At 44.6% G+C, this 26,348-nt stretch carries 24 protein-coding genes; 8 read left to right on the top strand and 16 right to left on the bottom strand.

The window, feature by feature from the left end; genetic code table 11:
• Window positions 1–2: 2 nt before the first annotated feature.
• Window positions 3–1,403, top strand: a complete 1,401-nt coding sequence (gene asnS, locus R7D93_RS05985; RefSeq protein WP_213868133.1) for an asparagine--tRNA ligase — start codon at window positions 3–5, stop codon at window positions 1,401–1,403.
• Between the two features lie 90 nt (window positions 1,404–1,493).
• Here asnS and R7D93_RS05980 read toward each other — a convergent pair whose 3' ends face one another.
• Entirely contained in the window at window positions 1,494–1,718 is a 225-nt protein-coding gene (locus tag R7D93_RS05980; protein ID WP_017636102.1) for a hypothetical protein, read from the bottom strand.
• A gap of 98 nt (window positions 1,719–1,816) precedes the next feature.
• Window positions 1,817–3,208: a PLP-dependent aminotransferase family protein gene (locus R7D93_RS05975; RefSeq protein ID WP_154204464.1), complete on the bottom strand. Its 1,392-nt coding sequence runs from the start codon at window positions 3,206–3,208 to the stop codon at window positions 1,817–1,819.
• A gap of 259 nt (window positions 3,209–3,467) precedes the next feature.
• On the opposite strand from R7D93_RS05975, the gene R7D93_RS05970 reads away from it, so the two are divergent.
• From R7D93_RS05970 to R7D93_RS05960, 3 genes are all read left to right on the top strand, one after another.
• Window positions 3,468–3,698 carry a hypothetical protein gene (locus R7D93_RS05970; protein WP_213868132.1) on the top strand — a complete coding sequence of 77 codons (231 nt, stop codon included), beginning with the start codon at window positions 3,468–3,470 and terminating at the stop codon, window positions 3,696–3,698.
• A 245-nt stretch (window positions 3,699–3,943) separates the two neighbouring features.
• Window positions 3,944–4,243: a hypothetical protein gene (locus R7D93_RS05965; protein ID WP_005376885.1), complete on the top strand. Its 300-nt coding sequence runs from the start codon at window positions 3,944–3,946 to the stop codon at window positions 4,241–4,243.
• 332 nt (window positions 4,244–4,575) lie between these two features.
• A complete protein-coding gene (locus R7D93_RS05960; protein ID WP_017636105.1) occupies window positions 4,576–5,766 on the top strand; it encodes an amino acid aminotransferase in 1,191 nt (396 codons plus the stop codon).
• 89 nt (window positions 5,767–5,855) lie between these two features.
• Here R7D93_RS05960 and R7D93_RS05955 read toward each other — a convergent pair whose 3' ends face one another.
• Entirely contained in the window at window positions 5,856–6,497 is a 642-nt protein-coding gene (locus R7D93_RS05955; protein ID WP_053350678.1) for an outer membrane beta-barrel protein, read from the bottom strand.
• Between the two features lie 314 nt (window positions 6,498–6,811).
• Here R7D93_RS05955 and R7D93_RS05950 point away from each other — a divergent pair, with 314 nt between their 5' ends.
• Together R7D93_RS05950 and R7D93_RS05945 are read left to right on the top strand one after the other, a co-directional pair.
• Window positions 6,812–8,701: a DUF294 nucleotidyltransferase-like domain-containing protein gene (locus R7D93_RS05950; protein ID WP_033905640.1), complete on the top strand. Its 1,890-nt coding sequence runs from the start codon at window positions 6,812–6,814 to the stop codon at window positions 8,699–8,701.
• An 8-nt stretch (window positions 8,702–8,709) separates the two neighbouring features.
• Window positions 8,710–9,429, top strand: coding sequence for a 3'-5' exonuclease (locus R7D93_RS05945; protein ID WP_005376881.1), 720 nt, complete (start codon window positions 8,710–8,712; stop codon window positions 9,427–9,429).
• Between the two features lie 70 nt (window positions 9,430–9,499).
• Here the strand turns inward: R7D93_RS05945 and R7D93_RS05940 are convergent, their stop codons facing one another.
• The gene (locus tag R7D93_RS05940) at window positions 9,500–11,383 is read right to left on the bottom strand and encodes a methyl-accepting chemotaxis protein (RefSeq protein WP_005376880.1); all 1,884 of its coding nucleotides are present in this window, start codon (window positions 11,381–11,383) and stop codon (window positions 9,500–9,502) included.
• Between the two features lie 231 nt (window positions 11,384–11,614).
• The gene (locus tag R7D93_RS05935) at window positions 11,615–13,186 is read right to left on the bottom strand and encodes a BCCT family transporter (RefSeq protein WP_005376879.1); all 1,572 of its coding nucleotides are present in this window, start codon (window positions 13,184–13,186) and stop codon (window positions 11,615–11,617) included.
• Window positions 13,187–13,573: 387 nt separating this feature from the next.
• Here R7D93_RS05935 and R7D93_RS05930 point away from each other — a divergent pair, with 387 nt between their 5' ends.
• Window positions 13,574–14,050 carry a MarR family winged helix-turn-helix transcriptional regulator gene (locus tag R7D93_RS05930; protein ID WP_005376877.1) on the top strand — a complete coding sequence of 159 codons (477 nt, stop codon included), beginning with the start codon at window positions 13,574–13,576 and terminating at the stop codon, window positions 14,048–14,050.
• 40 nt (window positions 14,051–14,090) lie between these two features.
• Here the strand turns inward: R7D93_RS05930 and R7D93_RS05925 are convergent, their stop codons facing one another.
• The 6 genes from R7D93_RS05925 to R7D93_RS05900 all read right to left on the bottom strand — a co-directional run bounded on the left by R7D93_RS05925 (window position 14,091) and on the right by R7D93_RS05900 (window position 20,093).
• Complete coding sequence (locus R7D93_RS05925; RefSeq protein ID WP_005376875.1) at window positions 14,091–14,729, bottom strand: response regulator; 639 nt, start codon at window positions 14,727–14,729, stop codon at window positions 14,091–14,093.
• Window positions 14,722–16,077: a cache domain-containing protein gene (locus R7D93_RS05920; RefSeq protein WP_005386831.1), complete on the bottom strand. Its 1,356-nt coding sequence runs from the start codon at window positions 16,075–16,077 to the stop codon at window positions 14,722–14,724. The genes R7D93_RS05925 and R7D93_RS05920 overlap by 8 nt, the downstream gene beginning before the upstream one ends.
• A gap of 151 nt (window positions 16,078–16,228) precedes the next feature.
• Window positions 16,229–17,515 carry a TRAP transporter large permease gene (locus R7D93_RS05915; protein WP_005376871.1) on the bottom strand — a complete coding sequence of 429 codons (1,287 nt, stop codon included), beginning with the start codon at window positions 17,513–17,515 and terminating at the stop codon, window positions 16,229–16,231.
• Window positions 17,516–17,527: 12 nt separating this feature from the next.
• Window positions 17,528–18,067, bottom strand: coding sequence for a TRAP transporter small permease subunit (locus R7D93_RS05910; RefSeq protein WP_053306570.1), 540 nt, complete (start codon window positions 18,065–18,067; stop codon window positions 17,528–17,530).
• A gap of 115 nt (window positions 18,068–18,182) precedes the next feature.
• The gene (locus R7D93_RS05905) at window positions 18,183–19,274 is read right to left on the bottom strand and encodes a TRAP transporter substrate-binding protein (RefSeq protein ID WP_017636112.1); all 1,092 of its coding nucleotides are present in this window, start codon (window positions 19,272–19,274) and stop codon (window positions 18,183–18,185) included.
• Between the two features lie 414 nt (window positions 19,275–19,688).
• Window positions 19,689–20,093: a hypothetical protein gene (locus R7D93_RS05900; protein WP_005376863.1), complete on the bottom strand. Its 405-nt coding sequence runs from the start codon at window positions 20,091–20,093 to the stop codon at window positions 19,689–19,691.
• Between the two features lie 273 nt (window positions 20,094–20,366).
• Between R7D93_RS05900 and R7D93_RS05895 the strand changes: the two genes are divergently transcribed.
• Window positions 20,367–21,032: a DUF2982 domain-containing protein gene (locus tag R7D93_RS05895; RefSeq protein WP_132936784.1), complete on the top strand. Its 666-nt coding sequence runs from the start codon at window positions 20,367–20,369 to the stop codon at window positions 21,030–21,032.
• 18 nt (window positions 21,033–21,050) lie between these two features.
• Here the strand turns inward: R7D93_RS05895 and R7D93_RS05890 are convergent, their stop codons facing one another.
• The 5 genes from R7D93_RS05890 to R7D93_RS05870 form a co-directional block, all read right to left on the bottom strand.
• Complete coding sequence (locus R7D93_RS05890) at window positions 21,051–21,707, bottom strand: MBL fold metallo-hydrolase (protein WP_225495378.1); 657 nt, start codon at window positions 21,705–21,707, stop codon at window positions 21,051–21,053.
• Between the two features lie 129 nt (window positions 21,708–21,836).
• Window positions 21,837–22,385: a DUF882 domain-containing protein gene (locus tag R7D93_RS05885; RefSeq protein ID WP_225495379.1), complete on the bottom strand. Its 549-nt coding sequence runs from the start codon at window positions 22,383–22,385 to the stop codon at window positions 21,837–21,839.
• Window positions 22,386–22,551: 166 nt separating this feature from the next.
• Entirely contained in the window at window positions 22,552–24,093 is a 1,542-nt protein-coding gene (locus tag R7D93_RS05880) for a L,D-transpeptidase family protein (RefSeq protein WP_005376852.1), read from the bottom strand.
• 153 nt (window positions 24,094–24,246) lie between these two features.
• Entirely contained in the window at window positions 24,247–25,329 is a 1,083-nt protein-coding gene (locus R7D93_RS05875; protein WP_225495380.1) for a DUF1513 domain-containing protein, read from the bottom strand.
• Window positions 25,310–26,347 carry an imelysin family protein gene (locus R7D93_RS05870; protein WP_225495381.1) on the bottom strand — a complete coding sequence of 346 codons (1,038 nt, stop codon included), beginning with the start codon at window positions 26,345–26,347 and terminating at the stop codon, window positions 25,310–25,312. Before R7D93_RS05870 ends, R7D93_RS05875 begins: the two co-directional genes overlap by 20 nt.
• Window position 26,348: the final 1 nt, after the last annotated feature.

The following is a 26,348-nucleotide window of genomic DNA, read 5'->3' as shown; positions in this document are numbered from 1 at the left end:
ACATGACTTACGCGCCTGTATCAGACGTTTTGAAAGGTCAGCTAGCAGTAGACAGTGAAGTAACTGTTCGTGGCTGGATCCGTTCACGTCGTGATTCCAAAGCTGGAATCTCTTTCCTTGCCATTTATGACGGCTCTTGTTTCGACCCGATTCAGGCCGTGGTCCCTAATAATCTTAATAATTACGACAACGAAGTACTTAAGCTAACGACTGGCTGCTCTGTTGAAGTAACTGGTAAGATTGTTGCCTCTCCTGCGAAAGGTCAAGACTTCGAACTAGCAGCAACTGACGTTAAAGTTGTTGGCTGGGTTGAAGATGCTGACACTTACCCAATGGCAAAAACTCGTCACTCTATCGAGTACCTACGTGAAGTTGCGCACCTACGTCCGCGCACAAACGTAATCGGTGCAGTAGCACGTGTACGTAACTGCCTATCTCAAGCAATCCACCGCTTCTACCACGAGCAAGGTTACTTCTGGGTATCTGCGCCGTTGATCACGGCTTCAGATGCTGAAGGCGCTGGTGAAATGTTCCGCGTATCTACGCTAGACATGGAAAACCTTCCTCGCACTGATGCTGGTAAAGTGGACTACAACGAAGACTTCTTCGGTAAAGAGACGTTCCTAACCGTATCTGGTCAGCTAAACGCAGAAGCTTACGCTTGTGCACTAAGCAAAGTTTACACTTTCGGCCCTACTTTCCGTGCTGAAAACTCAAACACAAGCCGCCACCTAGCAGAATTCTGGATGGTTGAGCCTGAAGTTGCGTTCGCAGAACTGGATGATGTAGCGAAACTGGCTGAAGACATGCTCAAGTACGTGTTTAAAGCGGTGCTTGCAGAGTGTCGTGATGACCTTGAGTTCTTCGCTCAACGCATCGACAAAGAAGCAATCACTCGTCTAGAGCAGTTCGTTTCTTCTGACTTCGCGCAGGTTGACTACACTGACGCAATCCAGATCCTTCTTGATTCAGGTCGTGAGTTCGAATTCCCAGTTGAATGGGGTATCGATATGTCTTCTGAGCACGAGCGTTTCCTTGCTGAAGAACACTTCAAAGCACCTGTAATCGTTAAGAACTACCCGAAAGACATCAAAGCATTCTACATGCGTGCTAACGATGACGGTAAAACAGTTGCAGCGATGGACGTTCTAGCACCGGGCATCGGCGAAATCATCGGTGGTTCTCAGCGTGAAGAGCGCCTAGACATTCTAGATGCACGTATGCGTGAAGTGGGTATCGATCCTGAACATATGAGCTGGTACCGCGACCTACGTAAATACGGTACAGTGCCACACGCAGGCTTCGGTCTAGGCTTTGAGCGCCTAGTATCTTACGTCACTGGTATGGGCAACGTTCGTGACGTGATCCCATTCCCACGTACTCCTCGCTCTGCGAACTTCTAATCACTTTTTAGTGATATCGAATTAAAAAGACCTCCCATGTGGAGGTCTTTTATTTGTACGAATGATTTTCTAGCAACCGGTGTATGCACTCTAGTTGTTATTTTCGTCGTCATCCTCATCTGCTCGCGCTGCGTATTTTACTCCAACCACACACAAGCCAAACATCACAAATGGGATAACGGCAGCAGTGTATTCCGTCCAAACCATATGAGAAAAAGATTTCGCCAATATCAAGTGTGCAAACACCAACAAAAATGCGCTAAAAATAGCAACACCCATCAACCTAAGTTCATGCTTTACCAACTGCTTTTTCATTACGGCTCCTAACCTAAATGGTTGTCTGCCCATGATTGAAACACAGCTTCGGTATCGTCCACTGATACAGTTTGAGCAAAAAACAGGTAAACAGTTGGCTAATGAAGTAATTCTCCGACCGTCTTCACGGCTTGTTCTAATTCATCATTTACAGGTAACGATGTATTAAGCCTCAGGTAGTTCTCATAATTTGGAGCGACAGAAAACAACTGACCAAATGCTACAGTGATGTTCGCTTCCAATAACTTCTGATAAATCGCTTTTCCGCACTTTGTTTTCGGCAGTTCTATCCAAAGAAAATAGCCGCCTTCCGGTTGCGTGTAACGAATCGATTGGGGAAAGTACTTATCAACCAGTTCAATAAACGCCAATTGCCGCTGCTCAAGATTCTTTCGCAGTTTTCTAAGATGGCTATCATAACTATCGTTTTGCAAGTAATGCGCGATACCCTGCTGGATTGGTGCACTGCCTGACAACGTCGAGATAAGTTGCAGCTTTTGAAGTTGCTCATTGAAGCGTTTGTTTACCACCCAGCCCAGCCTATAGCCAGGGCAAAGGCTTTTTGAAAATGATCCACAATGCAACACGCGCTCTTGTGTATCAAAAGCTTTAAGTGAGCTTGGCTTTTTTTCAGAAAAATAAAGCTCTGAATACACATCATCTTCGATCAAGTACACATCGTATTTATCAGCCAGCTCGACGATACGTTGCTTCTGCCCGTCACTTAATAAGGTTCCTGTTGGATTGTGAAAGTTAGTCATTAACCAACATGCGCGAACATCATTGTCGGCAAAAGTCGCTTCAATTTGATCCACTGAATGTCCAGTTAACGGATCCACCGTTATTTCTATCGCCTTTAGACCTAAACGTTCAATCGCTTGAAGTGCGCCATAAAACGTCGGTGATTCAACTACAACAGTATCTCCAGGCTGGGTCACGGCCTGAAGGCTCAAATTCAACGCTTCTAATGCGCCAGAAGTAACGACAATATCATCATGGGTAAACACCATACCTTGTTGGATGTACCGTTGAGCAATCAAACGGCGTAGAGACTCACAGCCCGGCGGCAAGTTATCCAATAACGTCTCTGCCCCCATCTTCCTGCCTGAGCTGGCTAGGTTGCGGTTTAGCGCTTCTAATGGGAACAATGCTGGGTCTGGAAACGCGGAGCCAAACTTCACCGCATTCGGTGAGGCCTGATTTTTGAGGTAGTCGTAAAGTTCATCGTTGATGCTAGAGCGATAAACGGAAGTGGCTGGAGAACTCGGTTCGAAGCGGTCCAACTCCGCAGTCACAAAGTATCCAGACTGAGGTTTCGCTGCGACCCAACCTTGTGCTTCGAGCAGCTGATAAGCTTGTAATACCGTACCTGCGCTGACAGAATGGTTTCGGCTTGTTACACGCACTGATGGCAGCTTTTCCCCTGCTCTCCATGTATTTTGCTGAATCTGCGTTTTGAACAGCTCAGCCAGTTGACGGTATCGGTTCATGTTTCCCTCATTTCACTTACAGCCGCACCATAGCATACTTCGCGCCAGCATTCTGATATGGGAGTATTCAATTTAGCAACGTAATTTATCAAGCTTATCAATAGATATTTCAGCCACGAAGTGAGCGTTTATATCCCATACTTTGACTGTTACACACATATTGCCTCACATCTTTGCAATATCTAAAAGCCAAGGTTTTACGTTGGACTGAGTTCGTTAAACTCACTTCGAGCTACGGTCTTTAAATCAGGAGGAAGCGATGAAAGTTTTTACAATGGACGATCTCTCGTATCGCGGAAAACATAAAGGTGTACATAGTTGGGACCATCCTGGCAGTACCACCCCTTATTATTGGCATCCTGATTGGCTGCATATCGCTGAAGATGCTTTGGGTGAACACAAAAAGGCTGACCTTGAAGTCCCTGATGGAGAAACAGCGACAGAAGAGCATGCAAGAGCGGCGATTCTCAAACACTTGAATGACGAGTAGTTTAGGCTCTATCACCGTTCATGAATAGCATTAGGTAGGCGAATCCATCGTTGTATGCTTTAAACACAAATAAAGCTAAAACCTGCCAAATAGTAAATTCTTCTGAATGAGAAGTACGCATCTTCTATAGCGTTCAAAGGGCAAAATAAGTCGATTGTTATCACATTAATTTTCATTACATCTGTTACATTTAAATAGTAATGGTGATGCACACCTCAACTCATGGATTATGAGAGAAAACAATAATGGCGAAATACAACGAAGAAGATATTAAATACAAAGGTGAATCCAACGGCGTACATTCTTGGAGCTCTCCTTCCGGCCAACCTTATTACTGGCATCCAGATTGGTTACACGTTGCAGAAGATGCGACGGGTACGCATCCGAAGCAAAAACTTGAAGTTGAAAAGACAGAAGTACCAACCGAAAAGCACGCGTTAAAAGCGATCTTAAAGCATATGAACGACTGGGCGACTGAAAAACTTTCTTCTAACCCTGACATCGAAACCAATGCGGTTGAGTCGGAAATCAATCTGAAGAAATAACCCCAACCGATATCCATACTTCTAACAGTAAACGCTCCACCTTTGGTGGGGCGTTTTTGTCTCAACAAATCCTCACAAGACAACTATAAACGCGTTAACGCAAAGCACTGAATTGAAACGATTGGGATGTGTGCAAAACTTCTCCAACCATGGCATAAATGCCCTTCAAACTCTGTGCCTACCAAACGTTTTCATGGCAAAAACTTTAGTTATGTTAGAATTCTGTTTCAAATCGCAACTTTTTTAGGTTTTCTTTTCAGTAACGGTTGTAACCAATATTGCTGAAAGGTATAAATGTTAGCACACCCCTTCGATTAACATGGATGAAGATTATGTTTGAAAAAGTAGTTGCCGCTCCGGCTGACCCTATTCTTGGCCTTACTGAAGAGTTTAAAAAAGATGCTCGCGCAGACAAAATTAACCTTGGCGTAGGTATTTACAAAAACGAGCAAGGCGAAACTCCCGTTCTTGCGACAGTAAAGAAAGCTGAAGCAGCACTTGTTGAAACTGAAAAAACCAAATCTTACCTAACCATCGAAGGCACAGCAGAGTACGGCATTGCAGTGCAAAAACTGCTTTTCGGCTCTGATGCAGAAATTGTAAACGAAAAACGCGCTAAAACAGCTCAAGCTCCGGGTGGTACTGGTGCACTACGTGTTGCCGGCGAGTTCATTAAACGTCAACTAGGCGATGTAAAGATCTGGATCAGCAACCCAACATGGGCTAACCACAACGGCGTATTTACTGCTGCTGGTATCGAAACGGCACAATACAGCTACTACAATGCTGAAACAAAAGACAAAGACTTCGATGCGATGCTAAATGATCTTCAATCTGCATCTGAAGGCGACATCGTGCTTCTACACGGCTGCTGTCACAACCCTACAGGGATCGATCCTACAGCTGAAGAATGGGAAACATTGGCGAAACTTGTCGCAGAGAAGAAATTGCTTCCTCTGTTCGACTTCGCCTACCAAGGCTTTGCTAAAGGTGTGGAAGAAGATGCTGCAGGTCTTCGTACTTTTGCTAAGTACAACAAAGAAATCCTAGTCGCGAGCTCTTTCTCGAAAAACTTTGGCCTATACAATGAACGCGTAGGTGCCTTCACGTTAGTAGCTGAGTCAGAAGAAGTCGCAACAACCGCATTTTCTCAAGTTAAAGCCATTATTCGCTCTATCTACTCTAACCCACCTGCACACGGCAGCGCTGTCGTGACTCACATTCTTGGCAACGCCGAAATGCGTGCGGAATGGGAAGCTGAAGTAGCAGAAATGCGTGACCGTATTCAAGAAATGCGTGAACTATTTGTAGCGACACTAAAAGCAGAGGGTGTGGACGCAGACTTTAGTTTCATCGAACGTCAAAATGGTATGTTCTCTTTCTCTGGTCTTTCTAAAGAGCAAGTTAACCGCCTTAAAGAAGAGTTCGGTATTTACATTGTCGGTTCTGGCCGAATCAGTGTTGCTGGTATGACGAAGTCAAATATGGGCCCTCTGTGTAAAGGCATTGCAGCGGTTTTATAATCGACTGTCGCATACTTTATTAAAAGGAAAGGTCAGCATAAGCTGACCTTTTTTGTTTTAACTTAACGCCAAAAACGAACCCGTCCGATCTAGTAGACAAACTTCAAACTCAGCCCTACTTCATTGACGTAATCTGAGCTTTCACCGCTGTAATCAGTATCTCTAAACTGATAAAAAAGACCAGTGCCGATGACTTTATGCCATTGGTAGTTAAGACCGATCTTAAAATTGTTCTCATCAACGATATCACTACGGTTCAACTCCACTTCAGCTGTCGCTATAAGCTTTTCACTGAGCAAGTAATTCACCCCAACAGTTACAGCTTGAATCAATTCGCTATCGGAAGACAACGTATTATCCGTTTTGTCGTCCGTCGCTTTCGCTTTGATTGCGCCTATTCCATATATCCCGTAGATATCGAATTGCTCTGTAACTCCATAACGGTAACCACCACCAAACAAAAGGCGGTCAATGCGAAGAGTAAAATCATCCGGATGGAAAAACTGCGCTGAGTAATCAACATTAAACAACCAGTTCTCAGTAAACAAATAGTTACCACCGAGTCCAACTGTGGTCGCATTAGAGTTATCTAACCATTCTTCGTTTGTCGTTCCGGCACCAACATCCAAATGAATGTGTTCGTACCCAAATTTTTCTGCTTGGTCCATGACCGCTGCGCTTGATATCGCCGGCAAAGCAGCTAAAGAAACAAGCAATAAATTTCTCACCATTCGACTTCCTTTCATGAGAATTATCTAAACACTGTATTCCATCGCCTGAGCTACTTGGCTCAAGAAGAATAGCTTCATCTAAAGACGTGATAACGATCTGAAACAGCCAAAGATCTAATCAGTCATCACGAAGAAAACATATCGACGACGTCTTTTTCAATTGAGGTGACCATATAGTAGTAAAAATGAAGCTCCCTTATCGTGCGATATGTCAGAATCTTATGACTGAGCACGAAAATCGCGGTTCAGATAAGACTCTGTTTTAAAACTAAGTTAAGATTACTTTATTATTTGCGAACTAAAAGGCGCCTTCGATGGATGCAGAACTTCTCGAGATTTACAACTTTCTCGCCAAGTATCCCCCGTTCAATGAACTCCCTGAAGAAACACTAAACAAGGTGACAGAGAGTGTCGAAATCTCGTACTACCGAGAGGATACCCCCATCATCCATTTTGGAGACTATATCCAAGATTTATACGTGGTGCGAAGCGGTGTTGTTGAAGTTTATCGACGCAAAGGTGAGCTGTATAACCGCCTTGACGAAGGTGACCTATTTGGCCAGATGGGCATGCTCACCAATAACAAAGTCCGCTTTCCGGTAAAAGCCATTGAGGATACCCTGCTCTACTGTATTCCTGGTGACATTTTCCAAGAAATTTACGATAACTTTGATTCCTTTGCGGATTTTGTTGAAGTTGAAAATAGCGCTCGTTTACGCCAAGCCATTTCAGAAAACAAAGACGCCAATGACCTGACGACGTCGAAAGTGAAAACCTTGCTGACTGGCGATGCTCATACGATTGATCGTGGTCAGACAATCCAGCAAGCCGCGCAGCAAATGGCGAATGACAACGTATCGGCTTTACTTATCGTCGACCCAGATTTCGTTCGTGACGAAGACGATCCACAGTCCCCAGTACTTGGTATCATTACTGACCGTGATTTGTGTACCCGTGTGTTAGCTGAAGGTTTGTCCCCACAGGACGATGTGTCTAGTGTGATGACCACGGAGGTCATGTCTCTTGACCACAACGCTTACATCTATGAAGCAATGTTAACGATGCTGCGTTACAACGTACATCACCTACCAGTGGTAAAAAACCAATTACCAATCGGTATTATCGAAACAACCGACATTGTTCGTTATGAATCTCAGAATTCGTTGTTGCTGGTGAGTAGTATTTTCCAACAACAGACTATCGAAGATTTAGCCGTTGTTGCCGAAGAAGTGAAAAGCAGCTTCGTGCGTCTGGTCAATGAAGATGCCAACTCTCACATGGTGGGTAGCGCGATGTCGGTCATTGGCCGAAGCTTCAAACAGCGTCTGCTAGAAATGGCAGAAGAAGAGCTTGGCCCACCGCCAATTCCTTATTGTTTCCTTGCACTTGGCTCAATGGGGCGAGATGAGCAACTGTTGGTGACTGACCAAGATAACGCCATCATTCTAGATGAGACCTATCAAGAAGAGAAACATGGTAAATACTTCGAAGCCCTAGCAAAATACGTCAGCGATGGGTTAGATGCCTGCGGCTACAAATATTGCACAGGCGATATTATGGCAACCAACCCACTATGGCGCATGACTCGTTCAGAGTGGGAAGAGTGTTTTGCTGACTGGATTGATAACCCGAACCCGAAAGCACTACTCAACGCCTCCATCTTTTTCGACTTGGATGGCGTCTATGGCCGCTTAAAATGGGCAGAACAGTTAACTAGCTTTATTGTTCGTCGCGCTCGAAAGAACAACCGCTTCTTAGCGTGTTTGGCTCGTAACGCACTAAACAGAACACCACCTCTGGGCTTCTTTAAAGACTTCGTGATGGAAAAAGATGGCAGACACAACAACTCCATCAACCTCAAACGTCGCGGTACTGCTCCTCTGGTCGACTTAATTCGCGTTCACTCTCTGGCGGTTGGTTCACGTGCACAGAACTCGTTTGAGCGTCTTGACGACATTATTGATGCTGGCATTTTGCCAAAAGGTCGAGCACAAGACTTAAAAGACGCGTTAGAATTTATTTCCATGGTACGTATTCGTCACCAAGCGACGGATGTGGAACTAGGCATTGAGCCTGATAACAATATCGAACCGGAAAACCTCTCTGAGTTTGAACGTCGCAACCTAAAGGATGCATTCCAGATCCTAAGCAATGGTCAAAATTTCCTCAAGTTCCGCTACCAAGCGAACAAGAGCTTTAAGTGAGGTTTAGCATGATTAAAAAGCTCTTTCAGAAGCCAACCATTCAGTGGCCAACGAAGTTTGAACAAAAGCTGGAGATGGCGAAGGATGAGAATTTAATTGCGTTTTATAGCAACAAGCCGCCTGCTCCAGAAACACCGTTATCTGAGGTGGAGTTCGTGGCGTTAGATTTCGAAACGACGGGTTTGAATCCTGAAAAACATGACATCATTACTATTGGTTTGGTGCCGTTTAACCTGAAGCGAATTTTCCTACGTAACTCGCGTCATTGGAAGGTACGTCCACAGCGTGCACTCGATGAAGATTCAGTCATTATACACGGTATTACTCACAGCGAATTGATCGATGCACCTGACTTAGGCGATATCTTAAGCGAGCTGCTACCATGCTTAAGCGGGAAAATCATTGTTGTTCATTACCGTCGTATCGAGAGAGAGTTTCTGGATAAAGCGCTCAAAAGCCGTTTAGGGGAAGGTATTGAGTTTCCTGTTTTAGATACGCTGCACCTCGAAGAAACGATTCAACAGAAACGTTCCGGCTCTCTCTGGGAGCGTTTAAAAGGGAAAAAACCAGAATCGGTTCGGCTAGCGCAATCTCGACGCCGTTATGGGCTGCCAGACTATACGCCTCACCATGCATTAACCGATGCAATTGCTACCGCAGAGCTACTGCAAGCGCAAATCGCCCATCATTACAGTGAAGAGCAACCCATCAGTGAGTTCTGGCTGTAATATACTTCACGCTTAATAGCGATCAAAAAAGGAGCCAGATGGCTCCTTTTTTACTTAGGTTGAGACAAGATTACAGCTTAAAGCGTTGAATCTCTTGTTCAAGTTCGTGTGATAGCTCAGACAGGTGAGCAGCTTGTTCTGCTGCTTGATGAGCTTCGACTGACAGCTCGTTAGACACATCACGAATACCTTCAGTGTTACGAGTGATCTCAGTGGTTACCGATGCTTGCTCTTCTGCTGCTGAAGCAATCTGCGTTGCCATATCACTGATACGCTCAACAGCAGTGTGGATTTGCGTCAAGCTCGCTGCAGCCGCATTGGCATCATCAACACTGGTATCAGCTAGACGACGACTGTCACCCATAATTCCGACCGCTTTGGCCGTTGTGCCTTGTAGCATCTCGATAGTTTCTTGAATCTCTTGCGTTGAAGCATGAGTACGTTGGCTCAATACGCGGACTTCATCTGCAACCACAGCAAAACCACGGCCTTGCTCACCTGCACGTGCCGCTTCGATCGCCGCGTTAAGTGCAAGTAGGTTCGTTTGCTCTGCAATGCCTTGAATCGTTGATAGAATCGTATTGATGCTATTTCCGTGTGCTTCTAACTCTTGAATCACATCAGTAGCAACTTGAACTTCTTGCGCTAAGTTCTGAATAGAGCCTTGCGTTTGAGTTACTTGGCTAGAACCATGTGAACAAGCTTGAACCGCTTCTTCTGAGTTACTTGCCGTGCTATCAGCATTACCTGCAATTTCTTGTGTCGCTGCTGCCATTTCGTTCACAGCCGTCGCCACCATGTTGATTTCATCTTGCTGGTAAGAGATACGCTGACTACGCTCCTCAGCTTGCTGTGCTGTCGTGCGTGCTTGCTCTGAAAGCGCAGAAGATACGTGGCTAAGCTTAGTAACCATTGTGTGCATGTTGCCAACAAAACGGTTGAAGTTTTCCGCCAGTTTACCTACTTCATCATCACTGCGTGGTTCTAGGCGTTGCGTTAAGTCACCTTCGCCAGATGCAATTTCTTCCAGTGCATTTGATACGCGGTTCAAGTCACGGAACAAGAAACCAACTAGCCAAGAAACTGCAAGAATAACCACAATCGTGATCGCCACAGCAGTAAACAATAGATCTCGTAGCAATACCGCATGACCTGCTTCTTCTGTTGCGCGATCCATTTCAATCGCAAACATCCAATGCGTACCAGGAACTTTATTGAAGTAGTAAAGCTTCTCTTTTCCTTTGATTACCGTATCTTCGATACGACCTTCATCGGCGGCGCGCTCAATTGCCTCTTCTGAAAAATCTTTTAGAACACTGGTGATAGGCTTAAGCGTCAAGCTTTTATCTGGATGCGCTAAGAAGGTGCCTTCATTCATGTCGATTAGCATCGCATGCGCGTTTTCACCTGCATCTAAGTTAATCACATCGCTGATAAGCTGATCGATCAGTACGTCCGCACCAACAACACCAACAAACTGACCATTTTTCATTACTGGCTCAGCAATGGTCACAAGTAGTGCATTCGTGATTGCGTCTTGATATGCGGCTGTGATGATTTGCTTACCCGCTGCATCAGCATCCTTGTACCAAGGACGTGTGCGTGGGTCATAATCAGCACGGTTACGCTCCGGATGAGAGCGGTACATGTCACCGTTTGGTGTACCAAGGAAGATGTCATCGAAGCCACCAGCCTTGCGAGCTTGTTGTAGGAAAGGAACAACGTCTTGCTCGGTCGAGTAGTCGTTGAACGCAGTGGCAATATCTTTACGGATATTGACCCAATCAGAAATTCCCTCTGACGCAGTAGTACTAAGACTTTGCGCACGTGAATAGACACCTGAACGAGTCTGATCAAATAATTGACCAGCCGACAACCAAGTAAGTGCTGTTGCCATCACAACAACAGCAGAAAGGCTTGCGCCTATAAGCTTTTGTTTTAATGATAATTTCATATTTATAGTTTTTTGAGTTGGGAGAACAGTTAAGGTGCATGAATATTACACACTTTTTTACGACTATTCACTAATTTTTAAAAAACAAAATAGCACATTAACTCTTTGTAAAATATGAACTTTCATGTGTCATTTTTTTGTCTCAAGCGTCATAAAAACCGCACAAAAAAAGCCAGCAAATTGCTGGCCTTTTGATTGATTGTTAGTCAAACGGTTTTATAAAATGCCGAATTACTGACGCTCAGTTCGCATACCCATCAATAAGCTCACACACATTGCAAGCAGAATGAAGGTAAATGGCAGTGCTGTAGAAATGGCACCGGCCTGAAGAGCTTGAACCGCCTCGGAGCCACCAATCCATAGCAGAGCGACCGCAATTGCACCTTCCATGAATGCCCAGAAAACACGTTGAAGTACAGGAGCGTCGACTTTACCGCCCGCTGTGATGCTGTCGATAACAAGTGAACCAGAGTCAGAAGACGTGATAAAGAACACAAGTACCAACACAACAGCGATGATAGAAAGCATGCTACCAAATGGAAGAACATCAAACATTTGGAACATAGCAAGTGATACGTCAGTCAAGCCATTTGTGCCCAGCTCACCTACTTTATCAACAACTTGCTCGATCGCCAGGCCACCAAATACAGACATCCAAACAACGGTAACCGCCGTTGGAACCAGTAGAACTGCTGTGATGAACTCGCGAACGGTACGACCACGAGAAACACGCGCGATGAACATGCCTACGAATGGCGACCATGAAATCCACCAAGCCCAGTAGAACACTGTCCAGCCTTGGAACCAAGCTTCGTCCGTACGACCAAACGGGTTACTTAGTGGGATGATATTCTCTACATATGCCATAAGTGTGGTTGGAATCGAACCTAGGCTCGCCGCCCAACCGATAAGACCAACAAGGAGAAGTAGCAAGAACGCCACAACCATGTTGATGTTACTAATGACTTTAACACCACCATCGATGCCGCGTACGACTGAAACAACAGCAAGTAAAGTCACCACGGTAATAACGACGATTTGCAGACCTAGGCCTGGCTCAACACCAAATACGTGATGAATACCACTTGCTGCTTGCTGCGCACCTAGACCTAGGGATGTAGCAAGACCAAATAAAGTCGCAAGCACAGCCAGAATGTCCACAATGTGGCCAGCCCAACCCCATGCACGATCACCCAGAAGTGGGTAGAAGATCGAACGCATAGATAGCGGTAAACCTTTGTTGTAGGCAAAGAATGCTAAAGAAAGTGCTACAACACCGTAAATTGCCCATGGGTGAAGGCCCCAGTGGAACATCGTTGCACCCAGTGCCAATCTCGCGGCTTCTGGTGTATTTGCCTCAACACCAAGTGGCGTTTCATACCAACCGGTGAAGTAAGCGACAGGTTCTGCAACACTCCAGAACATTAAACCGATACCCATACCAGCTGCAAATAGCATTGCAAGCCATGACATAAACGAGTAATCGGCAACAGCGTCTTTACCACCTAGTCGGATCTTACCCATTGGTGAGACGATAAGCGCCAAACAGAAAATAACGAAAATGTTACCTGCAATAATGAACAACCAATCGAATGAACCAATAATTTTCCACTTCAGCCCATCAAGTGCCGTCTTTGCGGTATGTGCATCTAGAACTAATGCAGCGACAAGAAACAGCGCAATTAAACCTGCACTAATACCAAAAACTGGGTTATGAACATCAAAACCCCATTTTTGAACGTTGTCCTGACCTACCGTATAGTCGGTACTATCGATACTGTACTTATCTATACCCTTTGTCATCGTTCCTCTCTATTTTTGTAGTGTTTTTACGTACCAAACAAAAAAATCTTTCGAACACGATACGTTTTGCATTCCGTGAAGGCGCAAGATCCTATCATTTGACACGTTTTTGTCTATCTTTTTGCTATTAAAAAATCCAATAACTTACTTTTCACTGTGTGGTTACGGCCTTTGATAGAACAAATCACTACTACAATAGTTAGACCACAAACATTTATTGCTATAATAATTTTAGCTCTTCTTATTTTGTCGAAAAGGCGCGACAAAATGGTATTGAGGACACGGCGTAAAATTGTAGGGGTAATTTTTGATTTCCCCCCTTTAAATAAGGGCGCATTTAAGTTAGTGTCGCCTCGATAAATGTTCCCTACAGACTGGATGAATAAATTGGAAAAGTACGAAGAAGTATTGGTCTCGATTCGTCAGATCATCCGCGCTATTGATTTACATTCTAAAAAGCTGAGCAAAGAGTCTGGATTGACTGCTCCACAGTTGATTTTGATGCGCGCTATCAATGACTTAGATAACGTGACGATTAAACAGTTGTCTAGCCACACTAACATGAGCCAAGCGACCGCAACGACCATTCTAGATAGACTAGAACGAGGCCAGTTTGTTGAGCGTCAGCGCAGTGTTCAAGACAAGCGTAAAGTGCATGCTGTACTTACGAGCAAGGGCCAAGAAGCCTTAAAACAAGCACCAACGCCGCTGCAAGAGCACTTCATTAATCGATTCCAAAAATTGGAAGAATGGGAGCAATCCCTTCTACTATCTTCCGTTCAACGCATCTCGACGATGATGAATGCAGAGGACATCGATGTTGCTCCAATGCTAGAGCTTGGTAGCATTACCAAAGCCGATTAGTTTCGCTCCCACGTGCTCGCTTTTTGCGGGCACTACTCTCCTACTCAGTCAACCCAGTTTCAAACGCATATTTTGCTAACTCTGCCGTCGAATGTAAGTCCAACTTGTGCTTAATGTTATGGCGATGCGTCTCTACCGTTCGATAACTAATATTGAGTAAAGTGGCGATTTTCTTGCTGCTGTTTCCTTGAGCAACTAATTTAAGTACCGCTTCTTCCCTGCGGCTGAGAGGATTCGTTTTTTGCGTGGCAGGCACCACTTCTTGGGTAAAGAGTGTTTGTGTGACGGATTCACAGAAATACGTCGAGCCTTGGTTAACCGTTTTTATTGCTTGCACCATTTTCTCGGCCGAGATTTCCTTGAGCATATATCCTACGGCACCAGCTTGCATGACCTTCATGATGTACTCGCGATTATCGTGCATGGTCAACATAAGTATTTTGCTCTCTGGGCGCGCTTCTTTAATTACACCAGTCGCTTCAATACCGTTCATTATTGGCATGCTGATATCCATCAATATGACGTCCGGTTGCAAGTGCTTTGCGACCTCTATCGCTTCCAAGCCATTGCTTGCTGTACCCACCACTTCGATGTCAGGCTCTAACTCCAAACGAGCCATGAAGCCATCCAATACCACTTGATGATCATCGACAATCACTACACTAATCGGTTTATCCATAAACTATTTCATCCAAATTAAGCAGCACGGTAATCTCTGTTCCCAAGCCAAGCTCACTCATTAGCTCAAATTCACCACCGATGAACTCTACACGCTCTTGCATGTTCCTTAACCCAATCCCTTGTTGGTGCACTGCTTGGTTAACCACAAATCCAACGCCATCATCACGTATGAGTAATTGCAGCATATTGCCCATTTTTTGCAAAGTAACCGTTACTTTTTTCGCTCGCGCATGTTTTTCAATGTTATTCAAAGACTCCTGAGCGACGCGATATAGCGTCGTTGCGACTTCCGAAGTCAGTTTGTGCTGCTGAGTATCGAAATTGCTCTCGATATCAATCCCGGAATGGGAATGAAAATCCTGTAGCAAGGTCGTCAGTGCTGCTTCTAAACCGATATCATCGAGGGCGCTTGGACGGAGCTGATGAGAAATATGCCGCACCTCATTTATCGCGGTGACGAGCGATCGTTGTGATTTATCTAAGTGGGATTTGAGTTTTTCGTCTTCAAGTCTATGACTCATTAAGTCTAAATGACATTTACTGGAGACTAACAACTGATTGATTCCATCGTGCAGTTCTCGCGCTAAATGCTTTTTCTCATCTTCTTGGAACATCACGGTTTTATGTGCCAATTCTTTCAGGTTCTTATCAGCGAGGCGATGCTCGTGCAGATTGATCGCCAAAGTGAGAACAATGATTACAGCAACGGTCACCGCTAAGATCACGACGACTGAGAAAAATGTCGTTTCGATATTTTTGTTCACTGCCGCGCGCATATTGGCGACTTCTCGGCTGACATCCTCAATATACAGCCCAGTCCCTATCATCCATTCCCACTTATCGAGCCATGCAGCGTAACTAAGCTTAGGGACAACTTCACCTGTAGATGGCTTTTGCCACAGGTACTGATGAAATCCACCACCTGATTGCGCTTGATACAATAAAGCTTCGATTAAGCGATCGCCATTTTCGTCTTCAAGATAGAGTAAGTTTTCCCCGACAAGCTCCGGAAGAACTGGGTGTACAAGGTTGGTACCATATTTATCATAAGCAAAAAAATAGCCGTCCGACCCATAACTCAAACGATTTAAAATCGCTTTCACACGCGTTTTGGCAACACTCTCTTCTAAAGTCGGATCGTTGTAGATGTAAGAAATGGAGTCAAAAGCGACGTCGACCGTATCTTTCAGCGCCGCTTCTTTTGATTGGATCAGGTTTTGATGAAAGATCTCTACCTCCCTTTTGCCAAGGGTCTTGGTTTGATAGATAGAGATCCAGCTGATACTCGCTGACACCAATACCACGGGTATCAGTGTCAGCAGAATTAACTTTGCTTTGAGAGGCATCCCTTCCCTCCATGAAACGCTGCCTTTACAGCTTACTATCTTAGCAGTACAAACGAATCGATTGTGTCTGCATAGACATAATTAACAGCTTAACAACTTGTCTCAAAAGGTAAAAACTCTCAGTTCACAAAATCTCTTTATTATCGAGTGATTAACTCATACCGTAAAAACCTGGGAAAAACAGCAAAGACGCCAACACAACAATCTGAATCGCGATGAACGGCATCACACCTTTGTAGATATCACGCGTAGTAACCCCTGCTGGAGCGACACCTTTTAGATAGAACAAACTAAAGCCAAATGGCGGGGTGAGGAACGACGTCTGCAAGTTCATCGCAATAAGAATCGCAAACCACGTCATATTAATGCCCATCAATTCAGCGACTGGCGCAATAATTGGCACGATGATAAAACAGATTTCAACGAAGTCGATAAAGAAACCTAAAATCAGAATCACCACCATGGTAATAATAAGGAATCCCCACTTTTCACCCGGCAGTTCTAACATCCACTCTTCAACTAAATAATCACCACCAGTGTAGGTAAATGCCATTGAAAAGGCGGTCGCACCAAGTAAGATCGCAAAGACCATTGCGGTTACTTTAACTGTCTCTTTTGATGCATCATAAATCATCGACCAACTAAACTGTTTATACAATAGTGATAAAATTATCGCACCTGCACCGCCCAGTGCCGCTGACTCTGTTGGTGTTGCAATCCCTGCAAAGATGGAGCCCAATACCACGATGATCAATGCTAAAGGTGGCAATACAGCTTTCAGTGCGGTGAGCACTTCTTGTTTACGACTGATCGACTCATCGCGCTCTATCGCCTGTGCGGCTTGAGGGTTCAACTTCGCGTAGATGAGAATATAGATCACATAGGCGCCAACAAGTGTAATACCGGGCCAGATCGCAGCTTGAAATAGGTCCCCTACCGGTACGCCAAGTACATCACCCAACAAGATCAACACGATAGAAGGTGGGATAATTTGGCCCAACGTGCCAGACGCACAAATAGTCCCACACGCTAAACCTTTGTCGTAATTGTACTTGAGCATCACAGGAAGAGATATTAAGCCCATCGCAACAACTGATGCGCCTACCACACCCGTTGAAGCTGCAAGCAATGCGCCAACTAACACGGTAGAAATAGCGATACCACCGCGAACGCCACCGAACAAACGCCCCATTGATTCTAGTAGCTGTTCAGCAAGCTTCGTTTTCTGTAGCACTAGCCCCATAAAAACGAACAGCGGTACGGCCATTAGCACCGTATTTTCCATAATGGACTGAATTCTATATGGCATAAAAGCAAACATCTCGATGCCTTCAGCCCAAACACCAAAAATCAGCGCGATACCACCAAAAGTAAAGGCAACGGGAAATCCCAATAGAAGCGCAAAGAGCGCAACAAAAAACATCACTATACCGATCATAATGACTTCCTTTTACGACTTACCGTTATTACCGGCATAGATGAGATGAGGGTTGACAATTTTGTTGATTGAATGAAGTAACAATCCAATACCACTCACCGCCATAAAGAAAAATGACAGCGGAATCATCGCTTTGATAATCCAACGATATGGTAAGCCACCTGGGTCACCAGACGTCTCGCCTAACGCGTAACTTTCCTTAGCGAAATCAACACCAAACCAAGCTACCAGTAGGCAAAAAGGGAATAAGAAAAATAGTGTGCCTATGATGTCGATGATGGATTGTGCTTTGTAAGATAAGCGTTCATAAAAAATGTCGACGCGAACATGGCCACCGGACTTAATTGCGTAAGGCACACCAAGCAAGAACACGGCAGAGAATAGATGCCATTCCATTTCTTGGAATGCGATAGACACATCATTAAACACGTAACGCATGACAACGTCGTACACAACGTTTGCTAACAACAAAATAAACAGGATGCTGGATAACCATCCGAGAAAATCGCTAAAGCGGTTAAATAATCGCTCAATATAAATAAGACTTCTCATTCCGAACTCCGTGGAACGTTTAGATGCGCTCCGCTATGGTGCGGAGCATTCATTATGAAGTTTTCTTGGGCTTCGATAGCAGGCTAAACCTCTTGGCATCGCCTGCTTCATAACGTTATTGTTGAGCTTGACTGTTTAAGTACGCTCGGTGCGAAATATCTGACCATGGTCGAACTTGATTCATATAGTTCGCTTGCGACTCTTGAATCTCTTTCGCCAAAGCATCTTTTTCTGCATGTTCTTTCAACAAACGATCGTTTGCTTCTCGCAACGCAGCTACGACTTCAGGTGGGAAATCTTTTACTTCAACATTTGGGTATTCAGACTTAATAGATGCCCAGTTTTTGCCGCTTTCGTGTTTCGATTGCGTGTACATATCGTAAGCGGCCGTTTTCATGGCTACTTGCAAAATAGCTTTTAGATCATCAGGTAGACGATTCCAGGTACGCTTGTTAACGAGGAACTGAAGCTCAGTCGCTGGCTCATGCCAACCTGTGTAGTAGTAAGGCGCGATTTTGTGGAAGCCCATACGTAGATCCAGCGATGGACCAACCCATTCCAAGGCATCAATTGTGCGACGCTCTAGAGAAGTATATAGCTCACCAGGGGCGATATTCGTTGGCTTGGCACCTAACTCAGCCAAAATCTCACCAGCAAACCCTGGAATACGCATTTTCAAACCCTGTAAGTCCTCGACGGACTTGATCTCTTTTTGGAACCACCCGCCCATCTGAGTATCGGTATTACCGCCAGGGAAAGACATCAAGTTATGTGGAGAGTACACTTTTTCCATCAGCTCCATACCACCGCCGTAGTAAAACCATGCATACTGCTCAGTTGGCAACATACCGAAGGGCATAGAAGTGAAGTAAAGTGTGTTTGGAACCTTACCCTTCCAGTAATAAGACGCTGAGTGCCCCATGTCATACTGACCCGACTTGACCATATCAAACACCCCAAAAGGCGCTTTATGCTTGTTTGCGGAATCAATGCGGATTTGCAAACGTCCGTTGGACATCTCTTCCGCCATTTTGGCCATGTTTTTTGTGGTATCACCAAAAATTGGGAAATTAGGCCCCCAAGTTTCAGCAAGCTTTAAACGATAGACTTTTTCAGCAGCGTTTACAGAAGTCGCTGCGAGTGCCATCGCGGCAGCGACAGCGGTTGTTTTGAGCACTCGTTTTAAAGATTTTTGGATTAGACTCATCGTTCACGTCCTTTATCACCAAGGTTATTGTTGTCATCCATTTCATTAGGATTGGCTGTATTCGGTATAAAAGATGTAACAATGTTGTCTAATGCGAAATGGGCATGAACACGGAAGCGAGTAATTCATCAATAAGGCATTAGCCTAAGGTATTACGTACAAGTACGTAGGACAATCGTCATGACAAAAGACTGTTAATAGCAAAATCAACAAATTATATTTTTATCTATGAATAAAAATAAAAGACAATACGTACGTATTTTTCTGCCAAAAAATTTACATAGTATTTAAGAAAATGTGACAAACCACTTATTGGTAGTGTTAAAGTCAGTACTTAATGCATTATTTCCAATACCAAGATGAAAAAATACCTCGGCATCGGCCGAGGTATTCAATCTAGAACGGTAGCGGTAATTAAACTGCTTTGTAGATAACTTTGTTACCTGCTAACTGCTCTTTTTGAACTAGGTTTTCTTCAAGAAGCTTCTTTAGTGCGCCAGTAGCCCATGATGCCGCTTTAGTATCTTCTTGACCTGCAGCTAGACCGATGCCTTTAGGATTAATACCTTCAGCATTCGCCATAACGATGTCTAATACTTGTTGTTGCTTAGGAGTAAGGGCAACATCAACTGTTTTCACTGCAGCTACTTTTTTATCAGCTACTACTTTCTCCGCAACAGCTTTTTCAGCAACAGAAGGTGCTACTGCCTTTTCCGCAACAGGCTTCACTGCTTTAGGTGCTGCAGCTAAGTTTGCTACTGTCGCTTTAATGCGTTTTTGCAGTTTCATCTGCACTTTACGCTTATGAGCAAGTCTCATTGAATATTTCTCCAGTTCACTGCATCTCAGCAGGGATGAAAATTTGAAGCGCGTTTTATACCAAAATTCACAAGCAATTTGTAGGTTTTAGCGGCGAAACGCGATGAAAAATGCGCTCAAAGCATAGAACGTCTACTATTTAATCAGATATTTTATGAACGGATTTATTGAATACTGGGTATAAAAACAGAGGTTTGTTTTATTTTAAATGCAAGTCAATGCACATAAAGCTGCCCACTCATTTTTGAACAAGTATTCGATGAGGTTATAAGCATGGAAACGCTGCACCTAACAAATTCACATTTCAAACCCAACTCCCCTATCAACAGAATACTTTTGTTGCTCGTTGCACTCATCACTTTGTTTTTGGTTGCCATTTCTCCGGGATGGAAGCAAGCCATGTTGTCGGTCATTTTGATGTCTGCAATCGTTGGTTTCGCCATCTTGATGATTAAGAAAAGCCAAGTCACTTTTACGCTGACAGCTTCTCACTTTCAGCAACACCTTTTTAAAGGAGGTTGGGTCGTCCGATGGCGAAATATTGAGTCAATCGGTATTTGTAGCTACCAACAGGAAGGGTGGCACCAACCGCTACCTTGGATCGGTATTCGTCTAAAACACTACTCACCCTACTTAAATTCAATCTGCCCTCGTATAGCGACAGAAATTCTCCTCAGCCAGCGAGCACTGCTTTACTTAGGCGCGAAACAAAATCAGTGTGAAGATAAGTTTGAGGATATGGTGCTTGACCCTAAACCGTATATAAACAGAGATGGGATTGAGTACAAAGGTTTGTTAGCGATGCTCGCCAACCGGATGAAGTATCAGAGAGGCTTTTATGGCTACGATCTATTTATATCAGCAAGTGATCTAGATCGTGAGGCTGAGGATTTTGTGGGACTGACTCGGCGATACTTAGCTGCCGCCGAGCCAGAATAATGCTTAGTACACGCACTTTTAGTAAAGCGGCATCTCGTCAGCAACGAACGGGTTAGTTTTACGCTCGTGACCGAAAGTCGATTGAGGGCCGTGACCAGGGACAAACGTGACATCATTGCCTAAAGGCCACAATTTCTCTTTGATAGAACTAATCAACGTATTGAAATCACCTTGTGGGAAGTCAGTTCGACCAATGCTACCGTTAAATAAAACGTCACCCACAAACGCTAAACGCGCTTCTTCACTGTAAAGCACAACGTGACCAGGTGTATGACCAGGTGTATGGAATACGTTCAGCACTTGATTACCGAACGTGACAGTGTCACCCTCATTTAGCCATTGGTGCGGTTCAAACGCTTCTGTCAGCGGGAAACCAAACATTTGGCTCTGACCTTCCAAACCTTGCAACCAGAAGTTATCTGCCTTGTGAGGACCAACAATCTCTGTACCGCCAAGCAGTGCAGACAGCGGCTCCGTGCCACCTACGTGGTCCAAGTGACCGTGTGTTAGCACTAGGTTTACCACGTCAACACCCAACTCTTTGATAAGCATAGCGAGCTGCTTTTCATCGCCGCCTGGGTCAACCACAATACCTTTCATGGTTTCGTCACACCAGACAATAGAACAGTTTTGAGAGAAAGCTGTTACTGGAACAACTTGGTATTTCAGAGCCATAGATAACCTATACCGAATAAATTTGCGTGAAAACTGCCGCAACTATGACACTAAGGCCTAGCGACTTCAAGCTTTGAACTGTGGGTAATCGACGACGTTCTGAGACTAGAAACCTTGTCTCAACTGGCACTACCAGGAACGAACAGCACCCGTATCGATATGAATAAAGTTACTACCTGGATAATAACCCACGCCACCGGCTTTTAGGCTTAATGCAGCATCACGAACCGTTGAAAGCTTCACGCCGTCTAAACGGAAATCAATGGCCTTTCCTTCCATGTGCATGCTCTTTTTCGCTACACGAGAAGACCCGTTGCGCAGCGAGGCGTTAGTGGCAGGAGAACGGTAACCTGAAATGACGATCACCTCTGCTTCTGTACCAATTAACTTTTGAATTTGGCTTATTTGATCGAACAAGCGTCGATCCATCGGATGAACCTCGTTCAGTCGATGGTCTCGACAAAACTCATTCAGCCTTTGCAGTTCATCATTAATGTATCGTTTTCCATCGAAATAGCATGTTTCGAGGATCTCTCCAGTATTAAGATTGTTCATCGCCAGCGCACGTGGCTCGTCAGGGAGTGAAGCCCAAGAAAATGATGGCAGGGCAGACGCCAACACCACACCACCAGCGGTCATTTTAAGGAAATCTCGGCGGGAAAAGTTACGACTTACCATTTCAAAATACAGTGCTCAACAACTAGACAAGTCGTGGACATTAACCAAACACATTTGTCACGTCAAATGCATAAAATGCTCCATCTTGATTTTCAGATGCAGTAATTATTGATTAATTATTGAACGAAAAGAGAATTCTTCGTTTTGTAAATTTTCCTTAAAAATTTCAACTGCGGTGATCGTACTTATAGATATCATCACGGTAGTAAAGCGTTCCCTCTTCCAACCATGCTGTTTGATAAATGATGTGTACTTGAATGCGCTCTCCCAAAGGAACTGACGTGTTAGACCGACGAGAACTTTCTCGCTTTTTCGCTAAACGTTCTTCCAGCCCCTGAGTTTTGAACAGAAGTTCTGCTAACTGGTCTGCATGTTCTACACGAACACATCCTGAGCTGAATGCGCGTCTGTCCTGTTCAAACAAGTTCTTACTTGGCGTGTCATGCAAATAAATAGCTTGTGGGTTAGGCATATTGAACTTGTACAATCCCAGTGCATTTTGTAAGCCCGACGCCTGTCGCATACGATAAGGAAATGTTCTCGGATTCACCGTTGCCCAATTGATGGTTGTAGGGTCAATAATTTCGTTCGAAGTCCAAGACCGAATGATTTGAATGTTATGGTTAATCAAATACATCGGATTACGTTTTACTTTAGGAATAATGTCTTTAACCATGATAGTCCAAGGCACGTTCCAAGTTGGGTTGAGAATAACTGAATCCAGTGCTACCGACATGATGGGCGTTTTTCTTGATGCTCTCCCGACCACGACTTTAGACTCAAACAAGGGTTGACCGTCATGCCAATACGTGACTTCGTATCCAGGCACGTTAACAAAGACAACATTATCCCTTTCTTTCGACCAAATTCTTGAACGCTCAGAATTCAACGCCAGCAGATGCAATCTCTCTTGAGGAGAAAAGTTGATCCATCGAATGGTATTCGGGCCGATAACGCCATCTTCTTTCAAACCATGAATACGCTGGAACTCTTTTATCGCAAGCTCTAATTGTTCGTCATATTCTTCAGTGACTAAATCCAAGTAAGAAACATCTACGCCTACGATCTCCATTCGCTCAATCAATAGGGGTCTGTTTTCTAATATATCGCCAACACGTGCTAGCCCAGTTTGTTGATAGGCAGGATATTGGTACTGAGAATGTTCCGATAGCGAAGAATAGGCGGAGTAGAAAGCATCATCTGTTTGTAATGGAGACCGGAGACTTGCCAAAAACTGACCAAGTTTGCCAACCGTAATCTCATTACTCAGAACCGATAAAGTATCGATGCTAGGAGCGGGTAACGTAACATGGGCTTTGTCTGTAAATAGCCAATTAATCCCTTCTTCGGGGAGTTGCTCAAGATAACTAAGGTACATCAAGAGTGAGTCTGTCATCACTAAATCGAAGTCGAGATTATCTCCCTGCCACCTTACTTGGTTTATCCGGTGAAGTTGATTTTCGAATTCATCGGTGACATCCGCAAGTGCAACCAGGTTTACTTGAAAAAGAAACTGCTCAATATCACTTTCATTTTCCCAGTTCAAACGGTAATTGGTGCTTTGATACAGTTGATCAATCACCTCTGGATAATGGATCATTTTTTCTACAGACAGCTTTTGTACCGCTCCCTCTTGCTCGACTTGCGCTGAAGCTTCGAGAGAAACGACGGTGGAAAAGCTGCAAAACGGCACCAGAAGTGCCGTCATGATTAAAACCCTAGCAAACACTGAAATGATCCTTGCGCTACTTGCCATAATAAAAAGTATGGCAAATATCTCACAGCTTGCAGGTTTAAAATTAAGAATCTGATGCCGAAAACGACAACAAAACTCTCTATAAGTAATTACTCAATGATCTTTCTAGATAATTCTCGACCAATGGTTATCCCATTGCACACCGCTTGCGAAGGTATTTTTTGACTCTTCAGGCCTTTGCTCTACCACTTTTCCCGCTCCAGAACTGACTCGGAATTCATCACCGTAGATCACAACACCAGAAGCGTCTGGTAACGCACTTAGCTCTACCAATTTGCCAGTAGACTTAGACCATATACCATAACAACTGCCTGGAGGCGAAGTGGCTAAGATCCATTCATCGGTTGCTGCAATACTCGCAACGTAGTGATTGAAACGCGCCCACTCTTCAGGTTCAGCTTGAAGATCTTGCATTTCACCACCACGCTTGTGCATGGCGATCAAGGCTGGATACTCGTCCGGCTCACCACGATATTGCTGACCACAAAGCACGGTTTCCGCACCATCATGGGCTAAGTGGCGAATACTCAACTTATGATCCGGTAAAGACACTTGATCCAGTAGCTCCCCTTCCTGTGAAAGGTAACTCAGGCTCGGTCTCATGCTATCAAGATTGAGAGGTTCACGGCCATTAGTGTGTACGCCACCGACGCCAATCGCCAATGCGCCATCAGGCATCATGATCACTTCATGAGGGCCAAGGCCAAAGCCTGTTAACTCATCGATTTTTTGATATTGCTTCTGCACATCATAAACACCAATGATCCCACGACTTGTCCCCCTCTCCCCTTCTGTGGCAAATAGCAACGTGCCATCATGGGAGTAAACGCCATGCCCATAGAAATGGCGATTTGGTTTTGCCAGCTGCAGTTTGATCATCTGCTCTGAGCGATAATCAAACACCATGAAGAAAGTACCTGGTCGACGACCAAAGACTACGGCGTGGCCTTGTTGGTTTGTTGCCACACCGTGACCACGTTCAGGAATCGGCAATGAAGATAGCGACATACCATGCTCATCCGCTACCACCGCTGCATATTTATCTCTGCCAATGATAGAGCAGCCGATCAACGCAGGCTCACGTGAGCTTGTTGAGGCACAACCAAATGGCATCATAGGTGTAGCTGCCCCGAATAGAGCAGCTTTCAGTAAGTTTCGGCGGGTTTGATCAGTCACCATCGGTTGCATTAAATCCTATAACCACGCCAAGCTCGATCGCCACCTCTTCGTGAATCAGGTACTTCAATTGCTCTAGCTTATTGTATTGAGAGAGCACCATGCGATAGCCTTCTTTTGTTTGTAGTGCAGCAAACAAGCTCTTATCTTCTGGCCAAGTTTCTAACGCCATTTCAAACTGATGAATGACACGGTCTGCGAGATCTGCATGGCCTTGCTCTCTAAGTAGCGCATCTAGACCATTCCCGTTAGCAAAGTACAACGCTTCCATCCCTTGAAGGTTGGCTTTTAAGTTTGAAAGCGAGGTCTCTGAACGCCACGATTCTGAGAAATACGGGCGAGGCTTACCAATCTTCGCTAGCGGTCGGCTCAACTTCTTCATGCTGTATTCAAGCTGATTCGAGAGCAGTGAAATGTACTCAGATTCCCATTCTGTCATCTCTAGCGATTTCCAAGGGTTTTCTGCCCAAGAATCCGCGATGATCTGCGCTTTGTTATCGAGGTTTTCTGCAATCGAAACACCTGTCGCACAGGTATTGCTATTGCTAGATAAGGTCGACGCTTTATCGTAAAGCAGCCATTCCAATGCACCTAAACCTTGCACGGTGACACTTTGGGTGGAGATATCTTCTGCACTCCAAGCTTGATCAGATTTCGTCAGTACAGACATTTTACGACCAGTGGTGTTCTTTTTATCTGGCCAAAACTGAACATTCCAGCTTTGCTCCAACGCCGTAGCAGGGCCACGTTCTTGACCTTGTAATGCCATCCACGCCAGCATCGTTTGATGCCACTGCTGTTTTACTTGTGCATCATCTTTCGACTCTGATGCGCAGTAATCTGCGAAGCGTTGTTCAAGTTCTGTGGTTTGCGCTAAAAACGTCTGAGCTGATTGAAACTCGACCTCGTACACGCTTTGAGAAATATGACTTGTACTCTCAGGCTTGGCAGAGCTCGAAACGATGGTCGATTGGCAACCAACCAAACTTAACGTTGCGGCAATCGCACTCACTAATAGTGTTTTTTTCATG

It is taken from the genome of Vibrio sp. YT-15, from assembly GCF_033337445.1.
Taxonomy (GTDB): Bacteria; Pseudomonadota; Gammaproteobacteria; order Enterobacterales; family Vibrionaceae; genus Vibrio; species Vibrio alginolyticus.
The sequence above is the reverse complement of the archived record's forward strand: the minus strand, read 5'-3'. Positions and strand labels throughout refer to the sequence as shown.

Coding starts and splice junctions, on each gene's coding strand:
- asnS (WP_213868133.1), top strand. CDS start 3: ATGACTTACGCGCCTGTATCAGACGTTTTGAAAGGTCAGCTAGCAGTA.
- R7D93_RS05980 (WP_017636102.1), bottom strand. CDS start 1,718: ATGAAAAAGCAGTTGGTAAAGCATGAACTTAGGTTGATGGGTGTTGCT.
- R7D93_RS05975 (WP_154204464.1), bottom strand. CDS start 3,208: ATGAACCGATACCGTCAACTGGCTGAGCTGTTCAAAACGCAGATTCAG.
- R7D93_RS05970 (WP_213868132.1), top strand. CDS start 3,468: ATGAAAGTTTTTACAATGGACGATCTCTCGTATCGCGGAAAACATAAA.
- R7D93_RS05965 (WP_005376885.1), top strand. CDS start 3,944: ATGGCGAAATACAACGAAGAAGATATTAAATACAAAGGTGAATCCAAC.
- R7D93_RS05960 (WP_017636105.1), top strand. CDS start 4,576: ATGTTTGAAAAAGTAGTTGCCGCTCCGGCTGACCCTATTCTTGGCCTT.
- R7D93_RS05955 (WP_053350678.1), bottom strand. CDS start 6,497: ATGGTGAGAAATTTATTGCTTGTTTCTTTAGCTGCTTTGCCGGCGATA.
- R7D93_RS05950 (WP_033905640.1), top strand. CDS start 6,812: ATGGATGCAGAACTTCTCGAGATTTACAACTTTCTCGCCAAGTATCCC.
- R7D93_RS05945 (WP_005376881.1), top strand. CDS start 8,710: ATGATTAAAAAGCTCTTTCAGAAGCCAACCATTCAGTGGCCAACGAAG.
- R7D93_RS05940 (WP_005376880.1), bottom strand. CDS start 11,383: ATGAAATTATCATTAAAACAAAAGCTTATAGGCGCAAGCCTTTCTGCT.
- R7D93_RS05935 (WP_005376879.1), bottom strand. CDS start 13,186: ATGACAAAGGGTATAGATAAGTACAGTATCGATAGTACCGACTATACG.
- R7D93_RS05925 (WP_005376875.1), bottom strand. CDS start 14,729: ATGGATAAACCGATTAGTGTAGTGATTGTCGATGATCATCAAGTGGTA.
- R7D93_RS05920 (WP_005386831.1), bottom strand. CDS start 16,077: ATGCCTCTCAAAGCAAAGTTAATTCTGCTGACACTGATACCCGTGGTA.
- R7D93_RS05915 (WP_005376871.1), bottom strand. CDS start 17,515: ATGATCGGTATAGTGATGTTTTTTGTTGCGCTCTTTGCGCTTCTATTG.
- R7D93_RS05910 (WP_053306570.1), bottom strand. CDS start 18,067: ATGAGAAGTCTTATTTATATTGAGCGATTATTTAACCGCTTTAGCGAT.
- R7D93_RS05905 (WP_017636112.1), bottom strand. CDS start 19,274: ATGAGTCTAATCCAAAAATCTTTAAAACGAGTGCTCAAAACAACCGCT.
- R7D93_RS05900 (WP_005376863.1), bottom strand. CDS start 20,093: ATGAGACTTGCTCATAAGCGTAAAGTGCAGATGAAACTGCAAAAACGC.
- R7D93_RS05895 (WP_132936784.1), top strand. CDS start 20,367: ATGGAAACGCTGCACCTAACAAATTCACATTTCAAACCCAACTCCCCT.
- R7D93_RS05890 (WP_225495378.1), bottom strand. CDS start 21,707: ATGGCTCTGAAATACCAAGTTGTTCCAGTAACAGCTTTCTCTCAAAAC.
- R7D93_RS05885 (WP_225495379.1), bottom strand. CDS start 22,385: ATGGTAAGTCGTAACTTTTCCCGCCGAGATTTCCTTAAAATGACCGCT.
- R7D93_RS05880 (WP_005376852.1), bottom strand. CDS start 24,093: ATGACGGCACTTCTGGTGCCGTTTTGCAGCTTTTCCACCGTCGTTTCT.
- R7D93_RS05875 (WP_225495380.1), bottom strand. CDS start 25,329: ATGCAACCGATGGTGACTGATCAAACCCGCCGAAACTTACTGAAAGCT.
- R7D93_RS05870 (WP_225495381.1), bottom strand. CDS start 26,347: ATGAAAAAAACACTATTAGTGAGTGCGATTGCCGCAACGTTAAGTTTG.